Origin of the sequence: Variovorax sp. EL159 (assembly GCF_900100965.1) — a bacterium.
Taxonomy (GTDB): Bacteria; Pseudomonadota; Gammaproteobacteria; order Burkholderiales; family Burkholderiaceae_C; genus Variovorax.
This window is the reverse complement of sequence record NZ_FMUJ01000006.1, coordinates 77,744-99,841: the sequence shown is the minus strand read 5'-3', so window position 1 is coordinate 99,841 and position 22,098 is coordinate 77,744. Positions and strand designations below refer to the sequence as shown.

The following is a 22,098-nucleotide window of genomic DNA, read 5'->3' as shown; positions in this document are numbered from 1 at the left end:
CTTGCCATGGACCCACGCTTCGCTGCCGATGACCTGAACCGCATGGCCACACGCATCGACTCGCACCAGCACTTCTGGCGGCCCGCGCGCGGCGACTACACGTGGCTGCGCGCCGACGTGCCGGCGCTGGCGCCGCTGGTGCGCGACTTCATGCCGCAAGACCTGATGCCGCTGCTGAAGGCGCACGACGTCGTGCAGACGGTGCTGGTGCAGGCGGCCGACTCGGAAGCAGAAACCGGCTTCATGCTCGAACTCGCGGCCACGCACGAAGCCATCGGCGGCGTGGTCGGCTGGGTCGACCTGGCCAAGCCCGACGCCGCCGCTTCGTTGGCGCGCATGGCACGGCACCCGAAGTTCAAGGGCGTGCGGCCGATGCTGCAAGACCTGCCCGACGACGACTGGATCGCACGCATGCCGCATCGCGATGCGGTGCAGGCACTCGTTCAGCTCGGCCTGCGCTTCGATGCACTCGTGAAGCCGAGGCACCTGGTGCCATTGCTGCGCTTCCTGAAAGACTGGCCGCAGTTGCCGGTGGTGATCGACCATGCCGCCAAGCCCCCCGTGGGTGCGCACGACAGCGAGGCCTTTGCGCAGTGGCGCAACGACATCGCCGCACTCGCCGCGCTGCCGCAGGTGTGTTGCAAGTTCTCGGGGCTCTGGGGCGAAGCGCCGCCATCCACGCACGGTCGTATCGATGCGGCCGTGAGCGCGGTGCGCCCGGTGTGGGAGCACCTCGTCGAATGCTTCGGCCCGGCCCGCCTCATGTGGGGCAGCGACTGGCCCGTGCTCACGCTGGCCGGCGACTACGCGGGCTGGATCGCCGTGAGCCAGGCCTTCATCACGCAGCTGTCGGCCGGCGAGCAGGCGCAAGTCTGGCGCGGCACCGCGCAGCGCTTCTACGACCTTCAGACCGCTTGAGCACCGCATGCAGCAACCCATCGTCACCATCCGCGACCTGTGCAAATCTTTTGCCGGTGTGCGCGCGCTCGACAAGGCGCAGTTCGATCTGCTGCCCGGCGAGGTGCACGCCCTCATGGGCGAGAACGGCGCCGGTAAGTCCACGCTGATGAAGGTGCTCGCGGGCGTCTACCGCAAGGACTCCGGCGAGGTGCTGTTTGGCGGCCAGCCCGTGGACATCGCGAGCCCACGCGCCGCGCAGGCGCTGGGCATCGGGATCATCCATCAGGAGCTGAACCTGATGAACCACCTGAGCGCGGCGCAGAACATCTTCATCGGCCGCGAGCCGCGCGGGCGCCTGGGCTTGTTCATCGACGAAGACGCCATGCGCGCCGAGACGCAGCGCATCTTTGCGCGCATGAACCTGCGGCTCGATCCGCAGACGCCCGTGGGCGAACTCACGGTGGCCAAGCAGCAGATGGTGGAGATCGCCAAGGCGCTCTCGTTCGATTCGCGCGTGCTCATCATGGACGAGCCTACCGCCGCGCTGAACAACGAAGAGGTGGCCGACCTGTTCCGCATCATCGGACAGCTCAAGTCGCAGGGCGTGGCCGTGGTCTACATCTCGCACAAGATGGATGAATTGAAGCGCATCGCCGACCGCGTGACCGTGATGCGCGACGGCCAGTACATCGCCACCGTGCCGATGGCCGACACGCCGATGGACTCGCTCATCGCCATGATGGTCGGGCGCCAGCTCACCGAGGTCGAGAACGATTTCCCCGACACCTCGGGCAACGAAATCGTGCTCGAGGCCCGCGGCATCACGCGCGGCGCGATGGTGCGCAACGCGAGCTTCGTGCTGCGCAAGGGCGAGATCCTGGGCTTTGCCGGGCTCATGGGCGCGGGCCGCACCGAGCTGGCGCGGGCCGTGTTCGGCGCCGATGCCATCGACGCGGGCGAAGTCCATGTGCGCGGCCAGAAGGTGTCGATCAAGTCGCCGCAAGACGCGGTGTCGCACGGCATCGGCTACCTCTCGGAAGACCGCAAGCATTTCGGCCTGGCCACCGGCATGGACGTCGAAACCAACATCGTGCTGCCGAGCATGAAGAAGTTCGTGTCGATGGGCGTCTTTCTCGATCAGGCCGCCATCGAGGCCGCCGGCCATCGCTACGTGAAGCAGCTCAGCATCAAGACGCCTTCGGTGCACCAGCAGGTGCGGCTGCTCTCGGGCGGCAACCAGCAGAAGATCGTGATTGCCAAGTGGCTGCTGCGCGACTGCAGCGTGCTCTTTTTCGATGAGCCCACGCGCGGCATCGACGTGGGCGCCAAGGCCGAGATCTACCGCCTGCTCAATGCGCTGGCCGAGCAGGGCAAGGCCATCGTGATCATCTCGTCGGAGTTGCCCGAGATCTTGCGCGTGAGCCACCGCGTGCTGGTGATGTGCGAAGGCCGCATCACCGGCGAGCTGTCGGGGCGCGAGGCCTCGCAAGAAAAGATCATGCAGCTCGCCACCCGCCGCGAAGCCGCTCCCGCCATCGCCCATTGATTGAATACGACAGGAGACACTTCTTGACGACCCCCACCGCCACCACCGCCGCCACGCCGGGCTTTTCGTTGAAGGCGCGGCTCTTTCGCCCGGCCACGCGGCAGAAGATGCTGGCCTTTGCCAGCCTGATCGTGCTGATGGTGTTCTTCAGCGTCGCGTCGCCGCAGTTCCTGCAGGCCGACAACCTCGTGAGCATTCTTCAGTCGACCGCGGTGAACGGTGTGCTCGCCATTGCCTGCACCTTCGTCATCATCACGGCGGGCATCGACCTGTCGGTGGGCACGCTGATGACCTTCTGCGCCGTCATGGCCGGCGTGGTGCTCACCTACATGGGCATGCCGCTGGCGCTCGGCATTGCGGCCGCCATCTTCTTCGGCGCGCTGGCCGGCTTCGTCTCGGGCGTGCTGATCGCCAAGCTGAAGATCCCGCCCTTCATTGCCACGCTCGGCATGATGATGCTGCTCAAGGGCCTGTCGCTGGTGATCTCGGGCACCAAGCCGATCTACTTCAACGACACGCCCAACTTCTCGGCCATCTCGCAAGACTCGCTGATCGGCTACTTCATCCCGTCGCTGCCGATTCCGAATGCGGTGCTCATCCTGTTTCTGGTGGCGATTGCAGCGAGCATCGTGCTCAACAAGACCATCCTCGGGCGCTACACCTTCGCGCTCGGCAGCAACGAAGAAGCGGTGCGCCTGTCGGGCGTCAACACCGACTTCTGGAAGGTGATTGTCTACACGGTGAGCGGTGGCATCTGCGGCATTGCGGGCCTGCTGATTGCCTCGCGCCTGAACTCGGCGCAGCCCGCGTTGGGGCAGGGCTACGAACTCGATGCGATCGCGGCGGTGGTCATCGGCGGTACCTCGCTCAGCGGCGGCACCGGCACCATCGTCGGCACGATCATCGGCGCCTTCATCATGAGCGTGCTGACCAACGGGCTGCGCATTCTTTCGGTCGCGCAGGAGTGGCAGACGGTGGTCACCGGCGTGATCATCATTCTGGCCGTGTACGCCGACATCTTGCGCCGCCGAAGCGGCAGCAAGCAGTGAGCTGATTTCTACAACCACAGGAGACTTTGCATGATCCAGAGAAGAGCAGTGGCGACCACGTTGGGTGCAGCCCTCATCGGCCTGTCGGGCTTCGCGGCGCACGCGCAGCAGGCGCAAGAGATCTACATACCGCTCGTGTCCAAGGGCTTCCAGCACCAGTTCTGGCAGGCCGTGAAGTCGGGTGCTGAGCAGGCCGCGAAAGACTTCAAGGTCAAGGTCACCTTCGAAGGCCCCGAGACAGAGGCGATGGTCGACAAGCAGATCGACATGCTCTCCGCCGCGTTGGCCAAGAAGCCGCAGGCCATCGGCTTTGCCGCGCTCGACAGCCAGGCCGCCATTCCGCTGCTGAAGAAGGCGCAGGCCGCGAAGATTCCCGTGGTGGCCTTCGACTCGGGCGTGGACAGCGACATTCCCGTCACCACCACGACGACCGACAACAAGGCAGCCGCCGCACTGGCCGCCGACAAGATGGCCGAGCTGATCGGCAAGAGCGGTGAAGTCGCACTGGTGGTGCACGACCAGACCAGCCGCACCGGCGTGGACCGGCGCGACGGCTTCGTGAACCGCATCAAGTCGACCTACCCGAACATCAAGATCGTGAGCGTGCAGTACGGCGGCGGCGACCAGCTCAAGTCGACCGAGATCACCAAGTCGATCCTGCAGGCCTCGCCCAACCTCAAGGGCATCTTCGGCGCCAACGAAGGCTCGGCCATCGGTGTGGTCAACGGCGTGCGTGAGATGAAGCGCAACGGCAAGGTCGTCATCATCGGCTACGACTCCGGCAAGCAGCAGAAGAACGCCATCATCGACGGCAGCATGGCCGGCGCCATCACGCAGAACCCCGTGGGCATGGGCTACAAGACCGTCGAGATGGCCGTGAAGGCGATCAAGGGCGAGAAGCTGCCCAAGGTCGTCGACACCGGGTTCTTCTGGTACGACAAGACCAACATCGCAGACCCGAAGATCGCCGCGGTGCTGTACGACTGATTCTTTCAGGAAGGCCGGAAGACCTCATGACCATCGTTCGATCGATGCGCGTCCTCGACGTGCGCTTTCCCACCTCGCAGCAGCTCGACGGCTCCGACGCGATGAACCCCGACCCGGATTACTCCGCGGCGTATGTCGTGCTCGAAACCGACCAGCCCGGCCTCGAAGGGCATGGCCTGACCTTCACCATCGGCCGTGGCAACGAGATCTGCTGCGCGGCCATCGAGGCCATGCGCCATCTGGTCGTGGGGCTCGATCTGCAGTGGGTGGCGCAGGACATGGGGCGCTTCTGGCGGCACATCACCTCCGACAGCCAGTTGCGATGGATCGGCCCCGACAAGGGCGCGATCCACCTGGCCACCGGTGCGGTCGTCAATGCGATGTGGGACCTGTGGGCCAAGTCCGAAGGCAAGCCCGTGTGGCAACTGGTGGCCGACATGAGCCCCGAGGAACTGGTGCGCTGCATCGACTTTCGCTACATCACCGACTGCATCACGCCCGAAGAAGCGCTTGCGTTGCTGCGCGATGCCGCTGTCGGCAAGGCCGAACGCGTTGCCACCCTGCAGGCCGAGGGCTACCCCTGCTACACCACCTCGGCCGGCTGGCTCGGCTACTCCGACGAGAAGCTGCGGCGGCTGGCGCAAGAGGCCGTCGACGCGGGCTTCAACCACATCAAGCTCAAGGTGGGGCGCGACCTGCAGGACGACATTCGCCGCCTGACCGTGGCGCGCAAAGTGCTCGGTCCCGACCGCCATTTGATGATCGACGCCAACCAGGTCTGGGAGGTCGACCAGGCCATCGACTGGGTGCGTCAACTGGCCTTTGCCAAGCCCTGGTTCATCGAAGAGCCGACCAGCCCCGACGACGTGGAAGGCCACCGCAAGATCCGCGAAGGCATTGCGCCCGTGGTGAAGGTGGCCACCGGCGAGATGTGCCAGAACCGCATCATGTTCAAGCAGTTCATCATGCGCGGCGCCATCGACGTGGTGCAGATCGACGCGTGCCGGCTCGGTGGCGTGAATGAGATCCTGGCGGTGATGCTCATGGCCGCCAAGTACAAGCTGCCCGTGTGCCCGCATGCCGGCGGCGTGGGCCTGTGCGAGTACGTGCAGCACCTGTCGATGATCGATTACCTCTGTATATCGGGCACGCGCGAGGGCCGGGTGATCGAGTACGTCGACCATCTGCACGAACACTTCGTCGAGCCCTGCGAGATTCGCGGCGCGGCGTACATGCCGCCGAAGGGCGCGGGCTTCTCCATCACCATGAAGCCCGAATCGCTCGAGCGCTACCGCTTTCGCGGATGAACGGAATATAGAAAAAGGCACCGCACAACCATGGACCTGCATCTGAAAGACAAGGTGGTGATCGTGACCGGCGGCGGCAGCGGCATCGGCGCGGCCATCTCGCTCACGCTGGCGCGCGAAGGGGCGATGCCGGTGATCTTCGGCAAGAACCCGCTCGATGCGCCTTTTGAAGAAGAGCTGCGCGCACTGCAGCCGCGCGCGCTGTTCATCCAGTTCGAGCTGATGGAAGAGGCCGCTTGCGCCAAGGCCATCGAAAGCACCGTCGCCGAGTTCGGCCGCATCGACGGGCTCGTCAACAACGCGGGCGTGAACGACAGCGTGGGCCTCGAAGCAGGGCGCGAGGCTTTCGTCGCGTCGCTCGAACGCAACCTCGTGCATTGCTATGTGATGGCGCATTTCTGCCTGCCGCACCTGAAGGCAAGCCGGGGTGCCATCGTCAACATCTCGTCGAAGACCGCGGTGACGGGGCAGGGCAATACCAGCGGCTACACGGCGGCCAAGGGGGCGCAACTGTCGCTGACGCGCGAGTGGGCTGCGTCGCTGCTGGAGGATGGCGTGCGCGTCAACGCGGTGATTCCGGCCGAGGTGATGACGCCGCTGTACCAGCGCTGGATCTCGGCTTTCGACGAACCCGACCGCAAGCTCGCCACCATCACCGACAAGATTCCGCTGGGGCGGCGGATGACCACGCCGCAGGAGATTGCGAACACGGTTGTGTTTCTGCTGTCGGAGCAGGCCTCGCATACGACGGGGCAGTGGGTGTTTGTCGATGGCGGGTATACGCATCTGGATCGGGCGTTGACCTGATCTTTTCTTTTCACTGGAACGAACGAGCTGCCCATGCGCCACTGCCTTGCCCTGGACCTGAAGGATGACCCGAAGCTGATTGCGGAATACGAGGCGTATCACCGCAGCATCTGGCCCGAAGTGCGCGCGCATCTGCATGCGCATGGGGTGACGGGTATGGAGATCTATCGGCTTGGTACGCGGATGGTGATGCTGATGGAGACGGATGACGCGCGGTATGACGCGGAGGCGATGGCGCTTGCGTCACAGAGCGATCCGAAGATCCGGGAGTGGGAAGAGTTGATGTGGAAATTTCAGGCGCCTACGCCTTGGACGCCTGAAGGGGGGAAGTGGGTGGGGATGGGGCGGATATTTGAGTTGTAGGCGTTGGTGGTTTTGATGGCCGGCTCACGGCTGGCTGTGCGCGCTGGTCTGCATGAAATGCGGAGCTTGGCTCGGTCGAGTCTCGTCTCGACAACGAACACGTGGATGGATCGCGTACTTCCCTACTCAACTGCTTGATGAAGTCTCTTTCGTCATCGATCTGGCGTTGTCTGCCTGCGGCCTTTCGGCTAACCTGAAACAACTTGTACGGAGTGCGCTGCGTGGCAGTGCGCGTCACCTGAGGGGGTGATGACCGTTCGAGAAATGATGATGGTCACGAGTTGGTCGCCTTGGCTGCTCAGACTCGTAAACAAGAAAGCATGAGGGAGCGCGCGATGAGAAGGTGGAAGGCGTTTTGGTGTATTCGACTTTCGTCGGGCGGTCGTGGACATCGGATGTCCGGGTGGCTGTATAGGGTAGTAGCGATCCTTCTCCTCCCTTTTTTTTGCGTGTGGTCGTCCGTTGCCTCGGCTTATGTGCCTTACGTGACTGGATACAAGCTCGATATCTGGGCGTGGCACCCGGTGTCGAAATCGCCAGAGCAGGCCTGCGAAGTTGGGTCGAAAGCTTGGGTAGGAGATCCTTCTCGCTATGTGTCATCGAGTATTGATCGCGATGGACGGTGTTCGATCCGCTACATCATGGCCAATGGCATTGAGAACACGGCGCTCTTTGTCATTTATGCGGTTTCCACTGGGCAGTGCCCTAACGACAGCCTAGAGGTACAGGCTACCAGCGGCGGGACAGCATGCCAATGTAGACCCGGATTTCTGGAAAACGCCACGCAAACGTCTTGCATAAGAGGAGCCCCCGAGCCCTCAAACCTGTTCTGCAAGAATCCTGCAGCGTCTATCGATGGCCTGCTGAAAGGCAGACCAATCATCCCCGCCACAGCCGAGAAATATCGATCTGAAACCGACTGGTCCGACTCCGGCGCCGGCCCTTTATCTTTCACCCGCACCTACCGCAGCAATTGGGCCGGTGATCCAACACGGGTCGAGAACCCACTCGGTCAAGTTTGGTCGCACAACTTCGCGACGAAGCTGGCCACCACGCCTTCCACGGCCCCTTTGGCCGTAGATATCATCACCGGCGAAGGGTACGTGCGCAGCTTTGGCAAGGCAGCAGGCGCTACCACCTGGATCGCCAACAACAGCGCCGACACTCTGACGCAACTCCCCTCTGGTGCCTGGATCTATCACCGCGCCGATGACGACACCACGCTCAACTTCAACGGCTCCGGGAAGCTACAGACCACCGTGGATCGCAACGGCTGGGCCACCGCCTATATCTACAACGGTGATGGCCAACTGGCCACCGTCACGAACGGCTTCGGCCGCACCCTCGTGTTTGCGTACAACAGCGCTGGTCAGTTGGCTTCTGTCACGACACCCGATGCGCGCGTCATCGCTTACGGCTACGACAGCACGGGCCGCCTGTCCTCTGTTCTGTACCCCGACGGAAAGTCCCGGAGTTTTGTCTACGAAAACACTTCGTTCCCCCAAGGGCTGACCGGCATCTTGGACGAAGCTGGTGTGCGCTGGGGCACGTTCGCCTATGACAGCACAGGCCGTGCAATCAGCACCCAGCTCGCGGGCTCCGTGGACAGCTATCAGGTCAGCTACCCGTCGGCGGGTGCTGCCACGGTAGTTGATCCGTTGGGCACGAGCCGCAACTACAGCTACGGCACCACGTTGGGCAAGCTCGCCGTCACTGGAGGCTCATTGCCTTCGGGCGAAGGCAAGAGCGATGCCGCCAGCCGTGTGCAGGATGCCAATGGCCTGATCACCAAGGAGACCGATTTCAAGGGGGCGGTCACCACAACGACATGGGATGTCGCTCGCCGCCTGCCCACGACTGTGGTCTACGCCTCGGGTACACCCGAGGCTCAGACGGTGACTACCCAATGGCATGCGACCTTTGCGTTGCCCGTGCTCGTAACGGAAGCCGGGCGAACCACCGCTTACACCTACGACACGCTGGGCAACACGCTGTCGAAGACCGTCACGGACACAGCCACCAACAAGGCCCAGCTCTGGCAGTGGACCTACACCCCCCAAGGCTTGGTGAGCACCCAGGCGGAGCCCAACGGTGCAGTCACCAGCTACACCTATGACCTCCTCGGCAACGTCCTGACGTCCACCAATGCTCTGGGCCACGTCACCAGCTACACCTACGACAGTGCCAACCGCGTCGTCAGCACCACTGCCCCCAATGGCCTCGTGACGGGCTACACCTACGATGCCCGTGATCGCCTGCTAACCCAGACCGTCGGCGGCCAGACCACCACGCTGACCTACAAGGCCTACGGCACGGTCGAGACGATCACGCTGCCCACCGGCCTCGTCCTGACCTACACCTACGACGCCGCCCATCGCCTGATCGGCTGGAGCAACAACCGGGGCGAGTCCGGCACCTATACCCTTGACGGTATGGGCAACCGCACCGCCGAGCAGATCAAGGACAGCGCAGGCACCGTGGCGTGGAACACCGCCCGCACCATCAACAACATCAACCGCCTGAGCGCCAAGACCGAAGGCCCGAACCAGACCAGTTCCTTCGGCTACGACGCCAACGGCGAGTTGACCCGCACCACCAACGGCCAGAACCAGAGCACCCAGTACGGCCTCGACAACCTGCGCCGCGTCAAGGCCGTGACCGATGCAGCCAACGCAACAGCCACGCTGAAATACAACGCCCTGGACGCCGTCACCGAAGCCAAGGACTTCAAGGGCGTAGCCACCGCCTACACCCGCGACGTCCAAGGCAACGCCACCACCGAAGCCAGCGCCGATGTGGGCAGCGCCAGCACCCAGTACGACAACCTGGGCTTGCCCAGCCAGATCACCGACGCCCTGGGCCAGGCCACGACCATCACTCGCGATGCACTGGGCCGCCCCACAAGCCTCGTCTTCGCCGACGGAAAGACCACCACCCTGCGCTACGACCTCACGGCCAACAGCAAGGGGTATCTGTCCGAGATCGTGGACCGCAGCGGCACCACCGAGTACACCCGCGATGCCTTCGGCCGCGTCACCCTCAAGAAGCAGACCCTGATCAACGGCAGCGTGCAGCAGGTCAGCTACGGCTACAACGCCAACGGCACGCTGGCGAGCATCGGCTACCCCAACGGCGCCACGCTCACTCACGTCTACGACGCCACCGGCCGCCTTGCGGGCCTGAACTGGAACGGCAACCCTCTCGTCACCGGCATCGCCTGGAACCCGCTGGGCCAGCCCACCGCCTGGACCTGGGCTTTTGCGAACCCCGCCGTGGCCGCCAGCCGGGTCTATGACACCGCAGGCCGCCTGACCACCACCGAATTCAGCAGCTACGTCTACGACGCCGCAGGCCGCATCACGAGCCTGACGCAGAACCTGTACCAGCCCGGCGACACCGATCCCACGCACAACACCATCTCGCTGGCGCCGCAGACGTGGACCGTGGGCTACAACAACGTCGGACGCATCACCAGCTTCAATGCCACGGGCAACACCGCAGGCTTCGGTTACGACGCCAACGGCAATCGCAGCAGCAGCACCCGGGCCGTCAACGGCGTGAGCACCAGCCGCACCTACACGGTCGGCGCATCGAGCAACCAGCTGACGGGCTTCACCCAGAGCATCAACGGCGCGAGCAACACCAGCGTCACCTACGGCTACAACGCCAACGGCGACCTCGTGAGCGATGGCCTGCGCAGCTACGTCTACGACGCCGAAGGGCGCCTCGGTGCATCGACCACTGGCGCCACCGATGCCAGCCCGACCACGCGCTACGCGCACAACGCGCTGGGGCAGCGGGTGTTCAAGACCGAGCCGCTGTATCCGCCGAGCCAGGGCAATGCGGCCGACCCGGGGTTCATGCAGAGCCTGATTGCGTTCTTCACGAAGCTGTGGAGCCCAGCCAACAACCAAGCCGAGCAGCTGGGCTATGCGTATGTCTACGACGAGCAGGGCACGCTGATCGCGGAGGTGGGCAGTGGGGGCACGAACAGTGCGGGGCAGAGCCAGTACATCTACCTGCCCACGGCCAATGGGCCGATGCCGATTGCGGCCATCGTCAATGGCAGCACGTTCGCAGTGCACAGCGATCACCTGAACACGCCGCGCAAGCTCACGAACGCGGACGGGCAAGCGGTCTGGCAGTGGGGCTACAGCGCGTTCGGGGAGGACAAGCCGACGCTGGCGAGGAACCGGTTCGCCAATCTGGAGACAACACCGAACCCGGGCAGCACGAACCTCTCCGAGGTGAAGTTCAACCTGAGGTATCCGGGGCAGTATGCGGATGAGGAGTCGGGGCTTTTCTACAACTACTTCCGCAGCTACGACAGTAGGACGGGGAGGTACAGCCAGCCGGATCCGATTGGGCTTGATGGAGGGTGGAATCGGCTCGGCTATGTGGATGGCGATCCACTCGGTTTCATTGATCCTGAGGGCCTGGCAGGCGGTCCTCCGCGTTCGACTCCGAGAGTTCCTGTTCCTGGGGGAGGAGTTGGGTCGGGCGGGATCGTATCCGCCATAGCTGAGGCAATGAAAGCCTCCCAAGCGAGTGCAGCAGGGGCGCAGGCGAGGGCACTGGCTGGTGCTGGGCGAGGGTTCATCAGCCCACCGTGCCCCCCCATGAGGACGATAGTTGAGGTTCCAGATGCGCTAAAAAAGGCGGACGCATTGACTGGACGAAAAGCACAGTCCTACGAGAGCATCAAGGACACGCTTGCGCGGGACTTACCCGGTGGAAATCAACATGAGCTACGAGGCGATTTGGCGGGAAAATCTGCAATTGACCTTGGTGGTAGCGGCAAAGGACGCGGTGCAGAACGCGTCATATTTAGCGTTAAAGACGGTGTGGTGACCATCCATGACATCGTCGATTACCACAAGTGAAGATATATGACTTGGGAATATCGAGTAATGAGCCGAGACGGCGAGGTCGCTATCTACGAGGTTTACTACTATGAAGACGGTAGGGTGCAGGGGCACAGCGCAGAACCAGCGGTTCCTGGGGGCGAAACCGTTGAAGAGCTACGAGTCAACTGCGACTTGTACCTTGCTGCACTCGGGAAGCCAGTTCTCGAATACAGCAGTTAGCGGGGGGCAAGGTCAGGTCTTGCTCGTTGCCCCTGATCTTCTTTCGTAGCTATGGCGCGAGGACGGGGCGATACAGCCAGCCTGATCCGATTGGGTTGCAGGGTGGGTGGAATCGGTTTGGGTATGTGGATGCCAACCCCCTCGGCTATGTTGATCCTCTAGGCTTAGATTTTATGGATCGCATGGCAGATCGTGCAGCAGGAATCCCAGAGGGACGGGCCGGAAATCAATACGACCTGGGAACCATCACAATCAATAGACGAGGTGTTTGCACCGGAAATCCAGATCCGATGTGCTCGGCGGGCATGCGGGCGGCGGGCCTACCTGGACCGTACACTGATCAAACCAAAACCTTCAGCGTATCCTGTCTCGCTACGATGGGCATCGTAGTAAAAGGCGGTGGAGCTGTCGGTGGAAATGCCATCGTTAATCAGGCCCCAAGAGCTGCTAGGTACGTAGGTGTTGGGGCAAAAGCCACAACGATTGTCGAGCAAGGCGTAGCACTTTTTACCAGCCCCTACCTAACCATCTTGTCTCTCGTAGGCGGTGGGGTTGCCGTGCTGGAACACTGCGAGGTCAAGCGACCTCCAATCTGTCGAGCCGACGAAAGATAAATGGACATGAAACTACTCAAGACAGTGCTTCTCGCCCTGTTGTGCACACTACTGATTGGGTACAAAGTGGCGATGCCTTTTACCCCTGCTTGGGTGGACATAGCACTGCTCTGTTTATCCATTTTGGTCCTGCTTCTGATTTACGCGCTCCCCAACTCCGCAAAGAATTCGATGCCGCCATCCGAAAGCGATGGAAGCGGTCCATAGAGGCACGGAAATGCACTTGGCCTCTGGCCTCCACCGTCCCCGCAGCCTCCGAACAATCGACGGCTCGAGTAGCTCAGTCAGGAACGGATGGCGCTCGACCGGTTTCTTGCTCTGTGCAAACGCGCTGGAATCCTCGACGGTCTGCGCAGCGTTGTCGATGCTGTCGATCAACGGCCGGTGACAGTTATCCTCGCGCTCCATCTGTAGCGTCTGAAGCTTCGTGGTCGCCTCGATGCTCTGCCTAATCGACCACTCGGTCTCCATCTCGATCTTGGCCTGCGTCTCGACCATGTCTGCGAATTCGGGGGACCTCACCCTTTGCCCAAACCAACGCGCAACGCTTGAATCGTGGCGTCGGCTATTTCGATGCGACGCTGCAGTTCCTCATTGACCAGCCGTACCAGTGCGCCGAGTTCGGTGCGGGTCGGGAAGACCTCTTCGGTGTCGTTCACGTGTTGCGGAGCGATGAGCTTTTCGAGGCACGCGTATGCACGCCGCACAACGTGAAGGCCGTCGATGTCATCGCATGCCTGCAGCGCGAGCGATTCAGCGCTGGTGGCTTCAGAAGATTCGGGGAGCGAGGGGACGTGCGCGGGCGCGCGAGCGGCTTTGGTCATGAATGACCTCCAAGGGTTTCGGTTTGCTGAAACCGCCGCACCCAACGCCAATTGAGGGCGGCAGCTCGACGGGTTGGCGTACCGGGAAACCACTTGCGTGAAACCGGCCGGGCTCGCGCCCGCCCATCGAGCCGCCAAAAAATGGTGGCACGAACGACAAAGCCGCAGACCCTGCGGGGTGGCTGCGGCTTGCGTCGCAGTGATTTCAACGGGACGCCAATCCCGATCACGCTTTGGCGTGACCGGCGCAGTATAGCCACGCGGATACCTGCGGTTCAAGCAGGCACGAGCACCATCGCCCCCAATGATCGTGATGCAAGCAACTCGCCTGCTGCGGCAGCCGCAAGCTCACCAGGAACGCATCGCGATCATTTTTGATGCGCTGCAAATGCCGAGCATCTTCGCGTTGTGAGTCAGATCCCGTAGATCAAAACCGTGACCCAGAAGGCACTCCAGAGCGCGGCAATTCCAAGCAGGAGCGCCACCGTCAGATAGATGGCGAGATACGCAAGGCGCACCGCGATGCTGGAGGTGCTCGGCACACAACGCCAATAGATCACCCCCAACCAAAGAACGAGCGCGCCGGCAACGATCGAAACAGAAAGGCCGGAGGTCGTCAGCATCTGGTGTCGCTCCAGACCGGTGAAGAGCAGATTGAGAACCGGAATGAAGACCGCCCACGCCAGCAGGTTCAGCACCAGACGCAAGCGAATGCTCATCGAATGGCCTCGCCCTTGAAGAAGTGGCTGGGCATCGGGCTCTCCCATCCCGGCGCCTGGAATCCGGGCGCGGAGATCGTCGGAACATGGCCCATCACACTCTGCAGCAATCCGGCAACGTACGAGCCGCTGTTGTATTCGCCAGCACGCATTCGTGATCCACGAATGTTCTGGGGCAGGGCGTACGGTGCGACGTAGCTCACGAACTTCTGCGAGTTGATGACGAGTCGGTGCGCAAACTCTTGCCGACTCATGCCTTGCGGTGGTTGCAGGGCAATCTTGACCACCGCGCCCCCAGGGAGCGCGTTGTCGTACCTGTTGGTCTTGATCAGAGCCATGTTGCGAATGCCCGCTTCCATGCCCGTTGGTTGACCATCGAGAACGATGATGCCGCTGTAGGCGTCGTCGATGACGATCGAGAAGTGCAAGCTTGGCGGGTCGGGCCAACTGATATAGCCGAGCAGATCGGCAGCAATCCGTCCGTACAGCGTGACGGTGGGCTCCGAGTGCTGCGCTTGTGATGCCGAAGGCGGGGCCGAACTTGCCGGACCGGCGCGCATTCCTCTTGCAGCGCCCGGCTCGGTGGCGAGGTTTTGAACTGTCATGTGGACTCTCCCTGTTGGGCCGTTGTGGCCTCGTTGAAATCATAGGAAGAGCCGCCCCGTTTCTCTGGCCGGGCCGTGCCAGAAATCTTCAATGATCGTGATGCAAGTAACTCGCCTGCCTCGGCAGCCGCAAGCTCACCAGGAACGCAATCACCATCATCCCGCTCACGTACCAGAAGAACACCGACTCGTGCCCCAGTGACTTGAGCCCCAGCGCCACGTATTCCGCCGAGCCCCCGAAGATTGCGTTGGCGACGGCGTACGCAAGGCCCACGCCCAGCGCGCGCACTTCGGGCGGGAACATCTCGGCCTTCACGATGCCGCTGATCGATGTGTAGAAGCTCACGATGGCCAGCGCGACGATGATGAGAACGAAGGCCATCACCGGGCTGGTCGTGTACTGCAGCGCCGTCAAGATCGGCACGGTGGTGAGGGCGCCGAGCCCACCGAACAGCAGCATGTTGTTGCGCCGCCCGATGCGGTCCGACAGCGCACCGAAGACCGGCTGCATGCACATGTAGACGAACAGCGCGCCGGTCATCACGTAGCTCGCGGTCTTGATCGGCAGGTGCACCGTGTTCACCAGGTACTTCTGCATGTAGGTGGTGAAGGTGTAGAAGATGAGCGAGCCGCCGGCGGTGTAGCCGAGCACCGTCAGAAAGGCGGGCGTGTGGTGCTTGAAGAGGCCGGCCATGCTGCCAGCTTCCTTGTTGGCCTTGGCTTCGGCGCTTTGGGTTTCATGCAGCGTGCGGCGCAGCAGCAGTGCGACCACGGCGGCGATGGCGCCGATCACGAAGGGAATGCGCCAGCCCCAGGCCTTGAGTTCGGCCTCGGTGAGCAGCTGTTCGAGCGCCACGATGACGAGCACCGCGAGCAGTTGTCCGCCGATGAGCGTGACGTACTGGAACGACGAGAAGAAGCCGCGTTGCCCCCTCAGTGCCACCTCGCTCATGTAGGTGGCGGTGGTGCCGTATTCGCCACCGACCGACAGCCCCTGGAAGAGCCGGGACACGAGCAGCAGGAAGGGCGCCCACGCACCGATCTGCGCGTAGGTCGGCAGGCAGGCGATGACGAGGGAGCCGCCGCACATCATGGTGACGGAGATCAGCATCGAGGTCTTGCGCCCGAGCCGGTCGGCCACGCGGCCGAAGAGCCAGCCGCCGATGGGCCGCATGAGAAAGCCGGCCGCAAACACGCCGGCGGTGTTGAGCAGCTGCGCGGTGGGGTCCGACTTGGGGAAGAACGCCGGGGCGAAGTACAGCGCCGAGAAGGCATACACGTAGAAGTCGAACCACTCGACCAGGTTGCCTGAAGAGGCCGCCATGATCGCGAAGACACGGTGGCGCTTTTCTTCGGCCGTGTAGTGCGGTGGGGACGAAGAAGAGGAAGCCGTCTGGCCTCCATGGGTAGGCGTGACTGCGCTCATGGTGCCTTTGCCGCCGTGCAGGCGATGTTGTTGTTGCCAAAACATTCTGCGCCTGCACGTGGCCGCGCCGTGTCAGCCGGCGCCGCATCAGCCTACCCCCGAAGGGGCCTTGTCCGCCTGTGCCCGTTGGCTTAGAAGGTGCCCGGCAGCAGGATGCTCGAATCGACGTTGTCGATGTTCGTGTGGCCGCAAAAGGCCATCGTGATATCGAGCTCTTTGTGGATGAGCTGCAGCGCGCGCGTCACGCCTTCTTGGCCGTAGGCGCCCAGGCCGTAGAGAAAGCTGCGGCCGATCAGGGTGCCGCGGGCGCCCAGCGCGCGGGCCTTGAGCACGTCTTGTCCGCTGCGGATGCCGCCGTCCATCCACACTTCGATCTCGCTGCCGACGGCTTCTGCGATGGCGGGCAGCGCGGCGATGGAAGAGGGCGCGCCGTCGAGCTGACGGCCGCCATGGTTCGACACGATGAGCGCGTCGGCGCCGCTGGACGCGGCCAGGCGCGCGTCTTCCACGTCCATGATGCCCTTGAGGATGAGCTTGCCGCCCCAGAGCTTCTTGATCCACTCCACGTCGGCCCAGCTCAGGGCCGGGTCGAACTGCTCGGCCGTCCACGACGACAGCGACGACAGGTCTTTCACGCCCTTGGCATGGCCCGCGATGTTGCCGAAGGTGCGACGCTTGGTGCCCAGCATGCCCATGCACCAGCGCGGCTTGGTCGCCAGGTTGATGAGGTTCTTGAGGGTGGGCTTGGGCGGCGCGGTCAGGCCGTTCTTGATGTCCTTGTGGCGCTGGCCGAGGATCTGCAGGTCGAGCGTGAGCTGCAGCGCCGTCACGTTGGCGGCCTTGGCGCGTTCGATCAGGCGCTCGATGAAGTCGCGGTCCTTCATCACGTAGAGCTGGAACCAGAAGGGGTGCCGATCGGTGTTCTCGGCGATGTCTTCGAGCGAGCAGATGCTCATGGTCGAGAGCGTGAACGGAATGCCGAAGGCCTTGGCTGCGCGGGCGCCGAGGATCTCGCCGTCGGCGTGCTGCATGCCGGTCAGGCCCGTGGGCGCGATGGCCACGGGCATGGCGGTCTGCTGGCCGACCATGGTGGTGCGGGTGGTGCGGCCTTCCATGTTCACGGCCACGCGCTGGCGCAGCTTGATCTTCTGGAAGTCGCTCTCGTTGGCGCGGTAGGTGCCCTCGGTCCAGGCGCCGGAGTCGGCGTAGTCGTAGAACATCTTCGGCACACGCCGCTTGGCGATCACCCGCAGGTCTTCGATGCTGGTGATCTTGGAAAGGTCGGACACGGGGAGTCTCCTTGGTTGTCTTTGTGGGCCGGCAGGGGGCAACCGGCCATTATCCGCAGGCACTTCGGGGTGGCATCTGAAAAGACCTGCGCCCGCATCTGAAAAAAATTCAGCCCGGGCGCGTGTGCGACGCCCGGCTCAGTCGCGCAGGGCCTGCCGCAGCCACTCGACAAAAGTGGCGCACTCCCAGCGCTCCATCGCGCCCGGTCGCCAGCACAGGAAGTAGGCGTTGGGCGACGGCACGCTGCGCGACGACAGCCGCACCAGCCGGCCGTTGTCCAGCCACGCGCTGCCCAGCCGCAGGTGCATCAGCACGACGCCGAAGTCTTCGGCGGCTGCGTCGAGCGCCAGCCCCAGGTCGTTGAACTGGTGGCCGGTGGCCGGCTCGGGCAGGCCGAGCCCGCAGGCCTTGAACCAGGTGCGCCAGGCTTCGAGCGGCGTGCGCAGCAGCTGCGCGCGTGCCACTTCGGCGTCGGTGGCAAAGCCGTCGAAGGGGCCGTGCCGGTCGCGGTAGGCGGGGCTGCAGACCGGGGACACATCGTCGGCCAGCAACTGCACGAATTCGCGGTCGTGAAAGGGGCCGGTGCCAAAGCGCAGTTCGAGGTCGGCTTCTTCCACGGTCATGTTGCGCACGGGCGTGGTCACCTGCAGCATCAGCTCGATGTTCGGGTAGGCATCGCGAAAGCGGGCCAGCCGGGGCAGCAGCATCTGGCGCGAAAAGGTGGGCGTGACGGCCACGCGCAGCCGCCGCACCTGCGATTCGGGCTCGCGGCCGGGCACTTGCTGCAATGCCGCAATGGCCTCGCGCACGCGGGCCAGGTAGGCCATGCCGTCGGTGCTCAGGCTGAAATCGCTGCCCGTGAAGAACTTCAGCGCCAGCTGCGATTCGAGCTGGCGGATGCGGTGGCTGACCGCGCTGGGCGTCACGTTCAGCTCTTCGGCCGCCAGGTTCACGCTGCGCAGCCGAGCGACCGCCTCGAAGGCCTGCAGGCCCTGTGTCGAGGGGAGACGCGGAGAAACCATCTTCTGTTGGTGAAAGTAGCGGGTTAGGATGGTATCGAACGCTCTCGGTCGCTCGTGGCGGAATCCGGATTGCCTCGCGCTGCCGACTCAAAAAAAGATTCCAACGACGAGGAGACAGCGCATGGTCTGGCAACAGGTTTACAACCCGTTCGGCAACATGGTGGTATCGACGGCGCTGGCCGCGATACCGGTGGTGGTGATGCTGACGTGTCTGGGGCTCTTTCACGTCAAGGCCCATTACGCGGCAGGGCTGGGCCTTCTGAGCGCCATCGTCATCGCCGTGTTCGCCTTCGGCATGCCGGCCGACATGGCGGGCAAGGCGGCCTTTCTCGGGGGCATCACGGGGCTGCTGCCGATCGGCTGGATCGTGCTGAACATCATCTTCCTGCAGCAACTCACGCAGCAGAACGGCAGCTTCCAGATATTGCAGGACTCCATTGCCGGCATCACCGAAGACCGGCGCCTGCAGCTGCTGTTGATCGCCTTTGCCTTCGGCGCCTTCTTCGAGGGCGCGGCGGGCTTCGGTACACCGGTGGCGGTGACGGCCACGATCCTGATCGGGCTGGGCTTTTCGCCGCTGGCGGCTTCGGGGCTCTCGCTCATCGCCAACACCGCGCCGGTGGCCTTCGGCGCGCTGGGCACGCCGGTGATCACGCTGGCGAAGGTGCATGGCTACGACCTGATGGCGGTCACCGCGATGATCGGGCGGCAGTTGCCGTTCTTCTCGCTGCTGGTGCCGTTCTGGCTCATCTGGGCCTTTGCCGGGCGCAAGGGAATGATGGAGGTGTGGCCGGCCATCCTGGTGACGGGCGTGTCTTTCGCGATTCCGCAGTTCCTGGTGTCGAACTACATCGGGCCCGAACTGGTGGACATCATCGCGGCCATCGTCTCGATGGTGTGCCTGGTGCTGTTCATGCGCGTTTGGCGGCCGAAGAACATCTGGACCTCGGTCTCGCTCAAGGGCCACGAGACGGATGGCGGCAATGCCGGCCCGGCCACCGCGCCCACGAAGCACCCGACCGCCGCCGTCATCCGCGCCTGGACGCCGTGGCTCATCCTCACGGTGTTCGTGTTCATCTGGGGCCTGCCGCAGTTCAAGACCTGGCTGAACGGCATCTTTGCGCCCAACTTCCCGATCGACGGGCTGCACAACATGATCGAGAAGGTGGCGCCGGTGGTGCCCAAGCCGACGAAGGAGGGCGCGGTGTACCAGTTGCTGCTGCTCTCGGCCACGGGCACCGGCATTCTGGTGTCGGCCATCGTCGGCGGGCTGGTGATGAAGTACAACCCGATCCAGCTCGTGGCAGCCTATGGTCGCACGCTGTGGCTGGTCAAGTTCTCGCTGCTCACGATCATGCTGATGCTCGCGCTCGGCACGCTCACGCGCTACTCGGGCCTGGACACCACGCTGGGCCTGGCCTTTGCCAACACCGGCATGTTCTACCCCTTCTTCGGCACGCTGATGGGCTGGCTGGGCGTGGCGCTCACGGGGTCGGACACCGCATCGAACGTGCTGTTCGGCGGCATGCAGAAGGTGGCGGCCGACCAGCTCGGCCTGAGCCCGAACCTGATGGGCGCGGCCAACAGCTCGGGCGGCGTGATGGGAAAGATGATCGATGCGCAGTCGATCGTGGTGGCTTCCACGGCCACGCGCTGGTTCAACCACGAGGGCGAGATCCTGCGCTACGTGTTCTTCCACTCGATCGCGCTGGCCTGCCTCGTGGGCCTGTATGTGACGCTGCAGGCCTATGTGTGGCCGTTCACGCTGATGGTCGTGAAGTGACGATGCTGGTGCCGAGTGCCTGAAGCAGCCGGCGCAGGTCGTCGACGGCTTCGCGTGCCAGCGCGGCATCACCTTCATCACCTGCATCACCTGCATTGCCCGCGCCCGTCTGCGCCTTGACGATGGCGCCATCGACGCCGAGTGCTGCGGCCTGTGCCAGCGCCATGCGTGCGGGTGCGTCGGCTGGCAGCAGGCCTGCGATGACCTCCACCATTTCGCGCTTGTGCGCGCGTGCACGCTGTGCCGCACCTTCGACGCTGGCGCCGATTTCGGCCGTCGAGTTGATGAACGCGCAGCCGCGGAATGCCGGGTCGGCGAACCACTCGGCCATCACGTCGGCCAGCAGCAGCAGGGCGCTTGCATCGCCCGCGCGCTCGTGTGCGCCGCGACGGCCCAGTGCATCGACGAACCATGCCATCCACACACCGTGCCGGTGGTCGAGGAACGCACGTACGAGGTCGTCCTTCGAGGGGAAATGCCGGTAGAAGGTGACCTTGGTGACGCCCGATGCGGCGATCACGCGGTCGATGCCGGTGGCGCGGATGCCGTCGGCATAGAAGAGGTCGTGCGCGGTGAGCAGGATGCGCTCGCGCGCGGGCAGGGCGGAGATGTCCATGCGGCGATTGTAGGCATGTAGACAGGTCTGTCTACTCGTGGCACATTGCGGGCCTTCATCGCTTCGCTACTTCATCTCTTGCAGAAAGACCGCCATGGAATCCCGCCCGCCGCTGCCGCCCTTTACCCTTGAATCCGCCACGAAGAAAGTCCAGGCTGCCGAAGACGCCTGGAACACGCGCGACCCGGTGCGCGTGAGCATGGCCTACACGCCCGATACTGAATGGCGCAACCGCGCGGACTTCGTCAACGGCCGCGAGCAGGTGGTGGCGTTTCTTGCGCGCAAGTGGGAGCGCGAGCACGACTACCGCTTGAAGAAGCAGCTGTGGGCCTTCATGGGCAACCGCATCGCGGTGCGCTTCGAGTACGAGTGGCACGACGCGACAGGGCAGTGGTTTCGCAGCCATGGCAACGAGAACTGGGAGTTTGCGGAGAACGGGCTGATGCAGAAGCGTTTTGCGAGCATCAATGACCAGCCGATTGAAGAGGCGGATCGCAAGTTTCGTTGGGAGCGCTGACCCGGTCTTGCTCCTTCCCCCTCTGGGGGAAGGCAGGGATGGGGGCACGCGGCCTTTGCAACGCCGCTGCGGTTGATGCGCCGTCGGCCCCCACCCCAGCCCTCCCCCAGAGGGGGAGGGAGCAAGACAACGGGCATGCCTGTTGCTTGCCCGTCTGCGTCCATTCATCTCAAGGAATCCGCCGCATGAACCGCAACGACATCACCGAAAAGATCATCACCGCGAAGGTGTCCAAGGGCATCCAGTGGGCCGACGTGGCCAAGAAAGTCGGCCTCTCGAAAGAGTGGACCACCGCTGCCTGCCTCGGCCAGATGACGCTCGACGCGAAGCAGGCCAAAGTCATCGGCAAGATCTTCGGCCTCACGCCGGAAGAGCAGAAGTGGCTGCAGGTCGTGCCCTACAAGGGATCGCTGCCCACGCCGGTGCCGACCGATCCGCTCATCTACCGCTGGTACGAGGTGGTGAGCGTGTACGGCACCACCATCAAGGAACTGATCCACGAAGAGTTCGGCGACGGCATCATGAGCGCCATCGACTTCAGCATGGACATCCAGCGCCAGCCCGACCCGAAGGGCGACCGCGTCAACGTGGTGCTGTCGGGCAAGTTCCTGCCCTACAAGAGCTACTGACGCGGCC

At 63.6% G+C, this 22,098-nt stretch carries 20 protein-coding genes; 12 read left to right on the top strand and 8 right to left on the bottom strand.

Going from position 1 to position 22,098, the window contains the following annotated elements:
- Positions 1–42 precede the first annotated feature (42 nt).
- The 9 genes from BLQ28_RS24500 to BLQ28_RS33540 all read left to right on the top strand — a co-directional run bounded on the left by BLQ28_RS24500 (position 43) and on the right by BLQ28_RS33540 (position 12,660).
- A complete protein-coding gene (locus BLQ28_RS24500; RefSeq protein ID WP_093246159.1) occupies positions 43–918 on the top strand; it encodes an amidohydrolase family protein in 876 nt (291 codons plus the stop codon).
- A gap of 7 nt (positions 919–925) precedes the next feature.
- Positions 926–2,446: a sugar ABC transporter ATP-binding protein gene (locus BLQ28_RS24495; RefSeq protein ID WP_093245739.1), complete on the top strand. Its 1,521-nt coding sequence runs from the start codon at positions 926–928 to the stop codon at positions 2,444–2,446.
- Positions 2,447–2,469: 23 nt separating this feature from the next.
- Positions 2,470–3,495 (top strand): ABC transporter permease, encoded by a 1,026-nt coding sequence (locus BLQ28_RS24490; protein ID WP_093245736.1) that lies wholly within the window; start codon positions 2,470–2,472, stop codon positions 3,493–3,495.
- A gap of 30 nt (positions 3,496–3,525) precedes the next feature.
- The gene (locus BLQ28_RS24485; RefSeq protein ID WP_093245734.1) at positions 3,526–4,482 is read left to right on the top strand and encodes an ABC transporter substrate-binding protein; all 957 of its coding nucleotides are present in this window, start codon (positions 3,526–3,528) and stop codon (positions 4,480–4,482) included.
- Positions 4,483–4,508: 26 nt separating this feature from the next.
- On the top strand, positions 4,509–5,789 hold the full coding sequence (locus tag BLQ28_RS24480) for an L-fuconate dehydratase (protein ID WP_093245731.1): 1,281 nt from the start codon (positions 4,509–4,511) through the stop codon (positions 5,787–5,789).
- A 30-nt stretch (positions 5,790–5,819) separates the two neighbouring features.
- Complete coding sequence (locus BLQ28_RS24475; RefSeq protein WP_093245729.1) at positions 5,820–6,596, top strand: SDR family oxidoreductase; 777 nt, start codon at positions 5,820–5,822, stop codon at positions 6,594–6,596.
- A gap of 33 nt (positions 6,597–6,629) precedes the next feature.
- Positions 6,630–6,959, top strand: a complete 330-nt coding sequence (locus BLQ28_RS24470; RefSeq protein WP_093245726.1) for an L-rhamnose mutarotase — start codon at positions 6,630–6,632, stop codon at positions 6,957–6,959.
- A 641-nt stretch (positions 6,960–7,600) separates the two neighbouring features.
- Positions 7,601–11,842, top strand: a complete 4,242-nt coding sequence (locus tag BLQ28_RS24465) for an RHS repeat-associated core domain-containing protein (RefSeq protein ID WP_176801219.1) — start codon at positions 7,601–7,603, stop codon at positions 11,840–11,842.
- A gap of 230 nt (positions 11,843–12,072) precedes the next feature.
- Complete coding sequence (locus BLQ28_RS33540) at positions 12,073–12,660, top strand: RHS repeat-associated core domain-containing protein (RefSeq protein WP_218121961.1); 588 nt, start codon at positions 12,073–12,075, stop codon at positions 12,658–12,660.
- Between the two features lie 114 nt (positions 12,661–12,774).
- Here BLQ28_RS33540 and BLQ28_RS24450 read toward each other — a convergent pair whose 3' ends face one another.
- The 7 genes from BLQ28_RS24450 to BLQ28_RS24420 all read right to left on the bottom strand — a co-directional run bounded on the left by BLQ28_RS24450 (position 12,775) and on the right by BLQ28_RS24420 (position 18,546).
- Positions 12,775–13,158: a hypothetical protein gene (locus BLQ28_RS24450; RefSeq protein ID WP_093245716.1), complete on the bottom strand. Its 384-nt coding sequence runs from the start codon at positions 13,156–13,158 to the stop codon at positions 12,775–12,777.
- Between the two features lie 20 nt (positions 13,159–13,178).
- Positions 13,179–13,484, bottom strand: coding sequence for a hypothetical protein (locus BLQ28_RS24445; RefSeq protein ID WP_093245713.1), 306 nt, complete (start codon positions 13,482–13,484; stop codon positions 13,179–13,181).
- 413 nt (positions 13,485–13,897) lie between these two features.
- Positions 13,898–14,203: a hypothetical protein gene (locus BLQ28_RS24440; protein WP_093245711.1), complete on the bottom strand. Its 306-nt coding sequence runs from the start codon at positions 14,201–14,203 to the stop codon at positions 13,898–13,900.
- Positions 14,200–14,808, bottom strand: a complete 609-nt coding sequence (locus BLQ28_RS24435; protein ID WP_143012567.1) for a hypothetical protein — start codon at positions 14,806–14,808, stop codon at positions 14,200–14,202. Before BLQ28_RS24435 ends, BLQ28_RS24440 begins: the two co-directional genes overlap by 4 nt.
- Before the next feature lie 88 nt (positions 14,809–14,896).
- Positions 14,897–16,234 carry an MFS family transporter gene (locus BLQ28_RS24430; RefSeq protein WP_093246157.1) on the bottom strand — a complete coding sequence of 446 codons (1,338 nt, stop codon included), beginning with the start codon at positions 16,232–16,234 and terminating at the stop codon, positions 14,897–14,899.
- A gap of 131 nt (positions 16,235–16,365) precedes the next feature.
- Positions 16,366–17,523, bottom strand: a complete 1,158-nt coding sequence (locus tag BLQ28_RS24425) for an alpha-hydroxy acid oxidase (protein WP_093245706.1) — start codon at positions 17,521–17,523, stop codon at positions 16,366–16,368.
- Between the two features lie 138 nt (positions 17,524–17,661).
- On the bottom strand, positions 17,662–18,546 hold the full coding sequence (locus BLQ28_RS24420) for a LysR substrate-binding domain-containing protein (RefSeq protein ID WP_093245704.1): 885 nt from the start codon (positions 18,544–18,546) through the stop codon (positions 17,662–17,664).
- A gap of 121 nt (positions 18,547–18,667) precedes the next feature.
- Here BLQ28_RS24420 and BLQ28_RS24415 point away from each other — a divergent pair, with 121 nt between their 5' ends.
- Positions 18,668–20,329: an L-lactate permease gene (locus BLQ28_RS24415; RefSeq protein WP_093245702.1), complete on the top strand. Its 1,662-nt coding sequence runs from the start codon at positions 18,668–18,670 to the stop codon at positions 20,327–20,329.
- Here the strand turns inward: BLQ28_RS24415 and BLQ28_RS24410 are convergent.
- The gene (locus BLQ28_RS24410; protein WP_093245699.1) at positions 20,307–20,945 is read right to left on the bottom strand and encodes a TetR/AcrR family transcriptional regulator; all 639 of its coding nucleotides are present in this window, start codon (positions 20,943–20,945) and stop codon (positions 20,307–20,309) included. The genes BLQ28_RS24415 and BLQ28_RS24410 overlap by 23 nt on opposite strands.
- A gap of 94 nt (positions 20,946–21,039) precedes the next feature.
- Here BLQ28_RS24410 and BLQ28_RS24405 point away from each other — a divergent pair, with 94 nt between their 5' ends.
- Both BLQ28_RS24405 and cynS read left to right on the top strand, forming a co-directional pair.
- Complete coding sequence (locus BLQ28_RS24405; protein WP_093245697.1) at positions 21,040–21,462, top strand: nuclear transport factor 2 family protein; 423 nt, start codon at positions 21,040–21,042, stop codon at positions 21,460–21,462.
- A 185-nt stretch (positions 21,463–21,647) separates the two neighbouring features.
- Positions 21,648–22,091, top strand: a complete 444-nt coding sequence (gene cynS / locus BLQ28_RS24395; protein ID WP_093245693.1) for a cyanase — start codon at positions 21,648–21,650, stop codon at positions 22,089–22,091.
- Positions 22,092–22,098 lie beyond the last annotated feature (7 nt).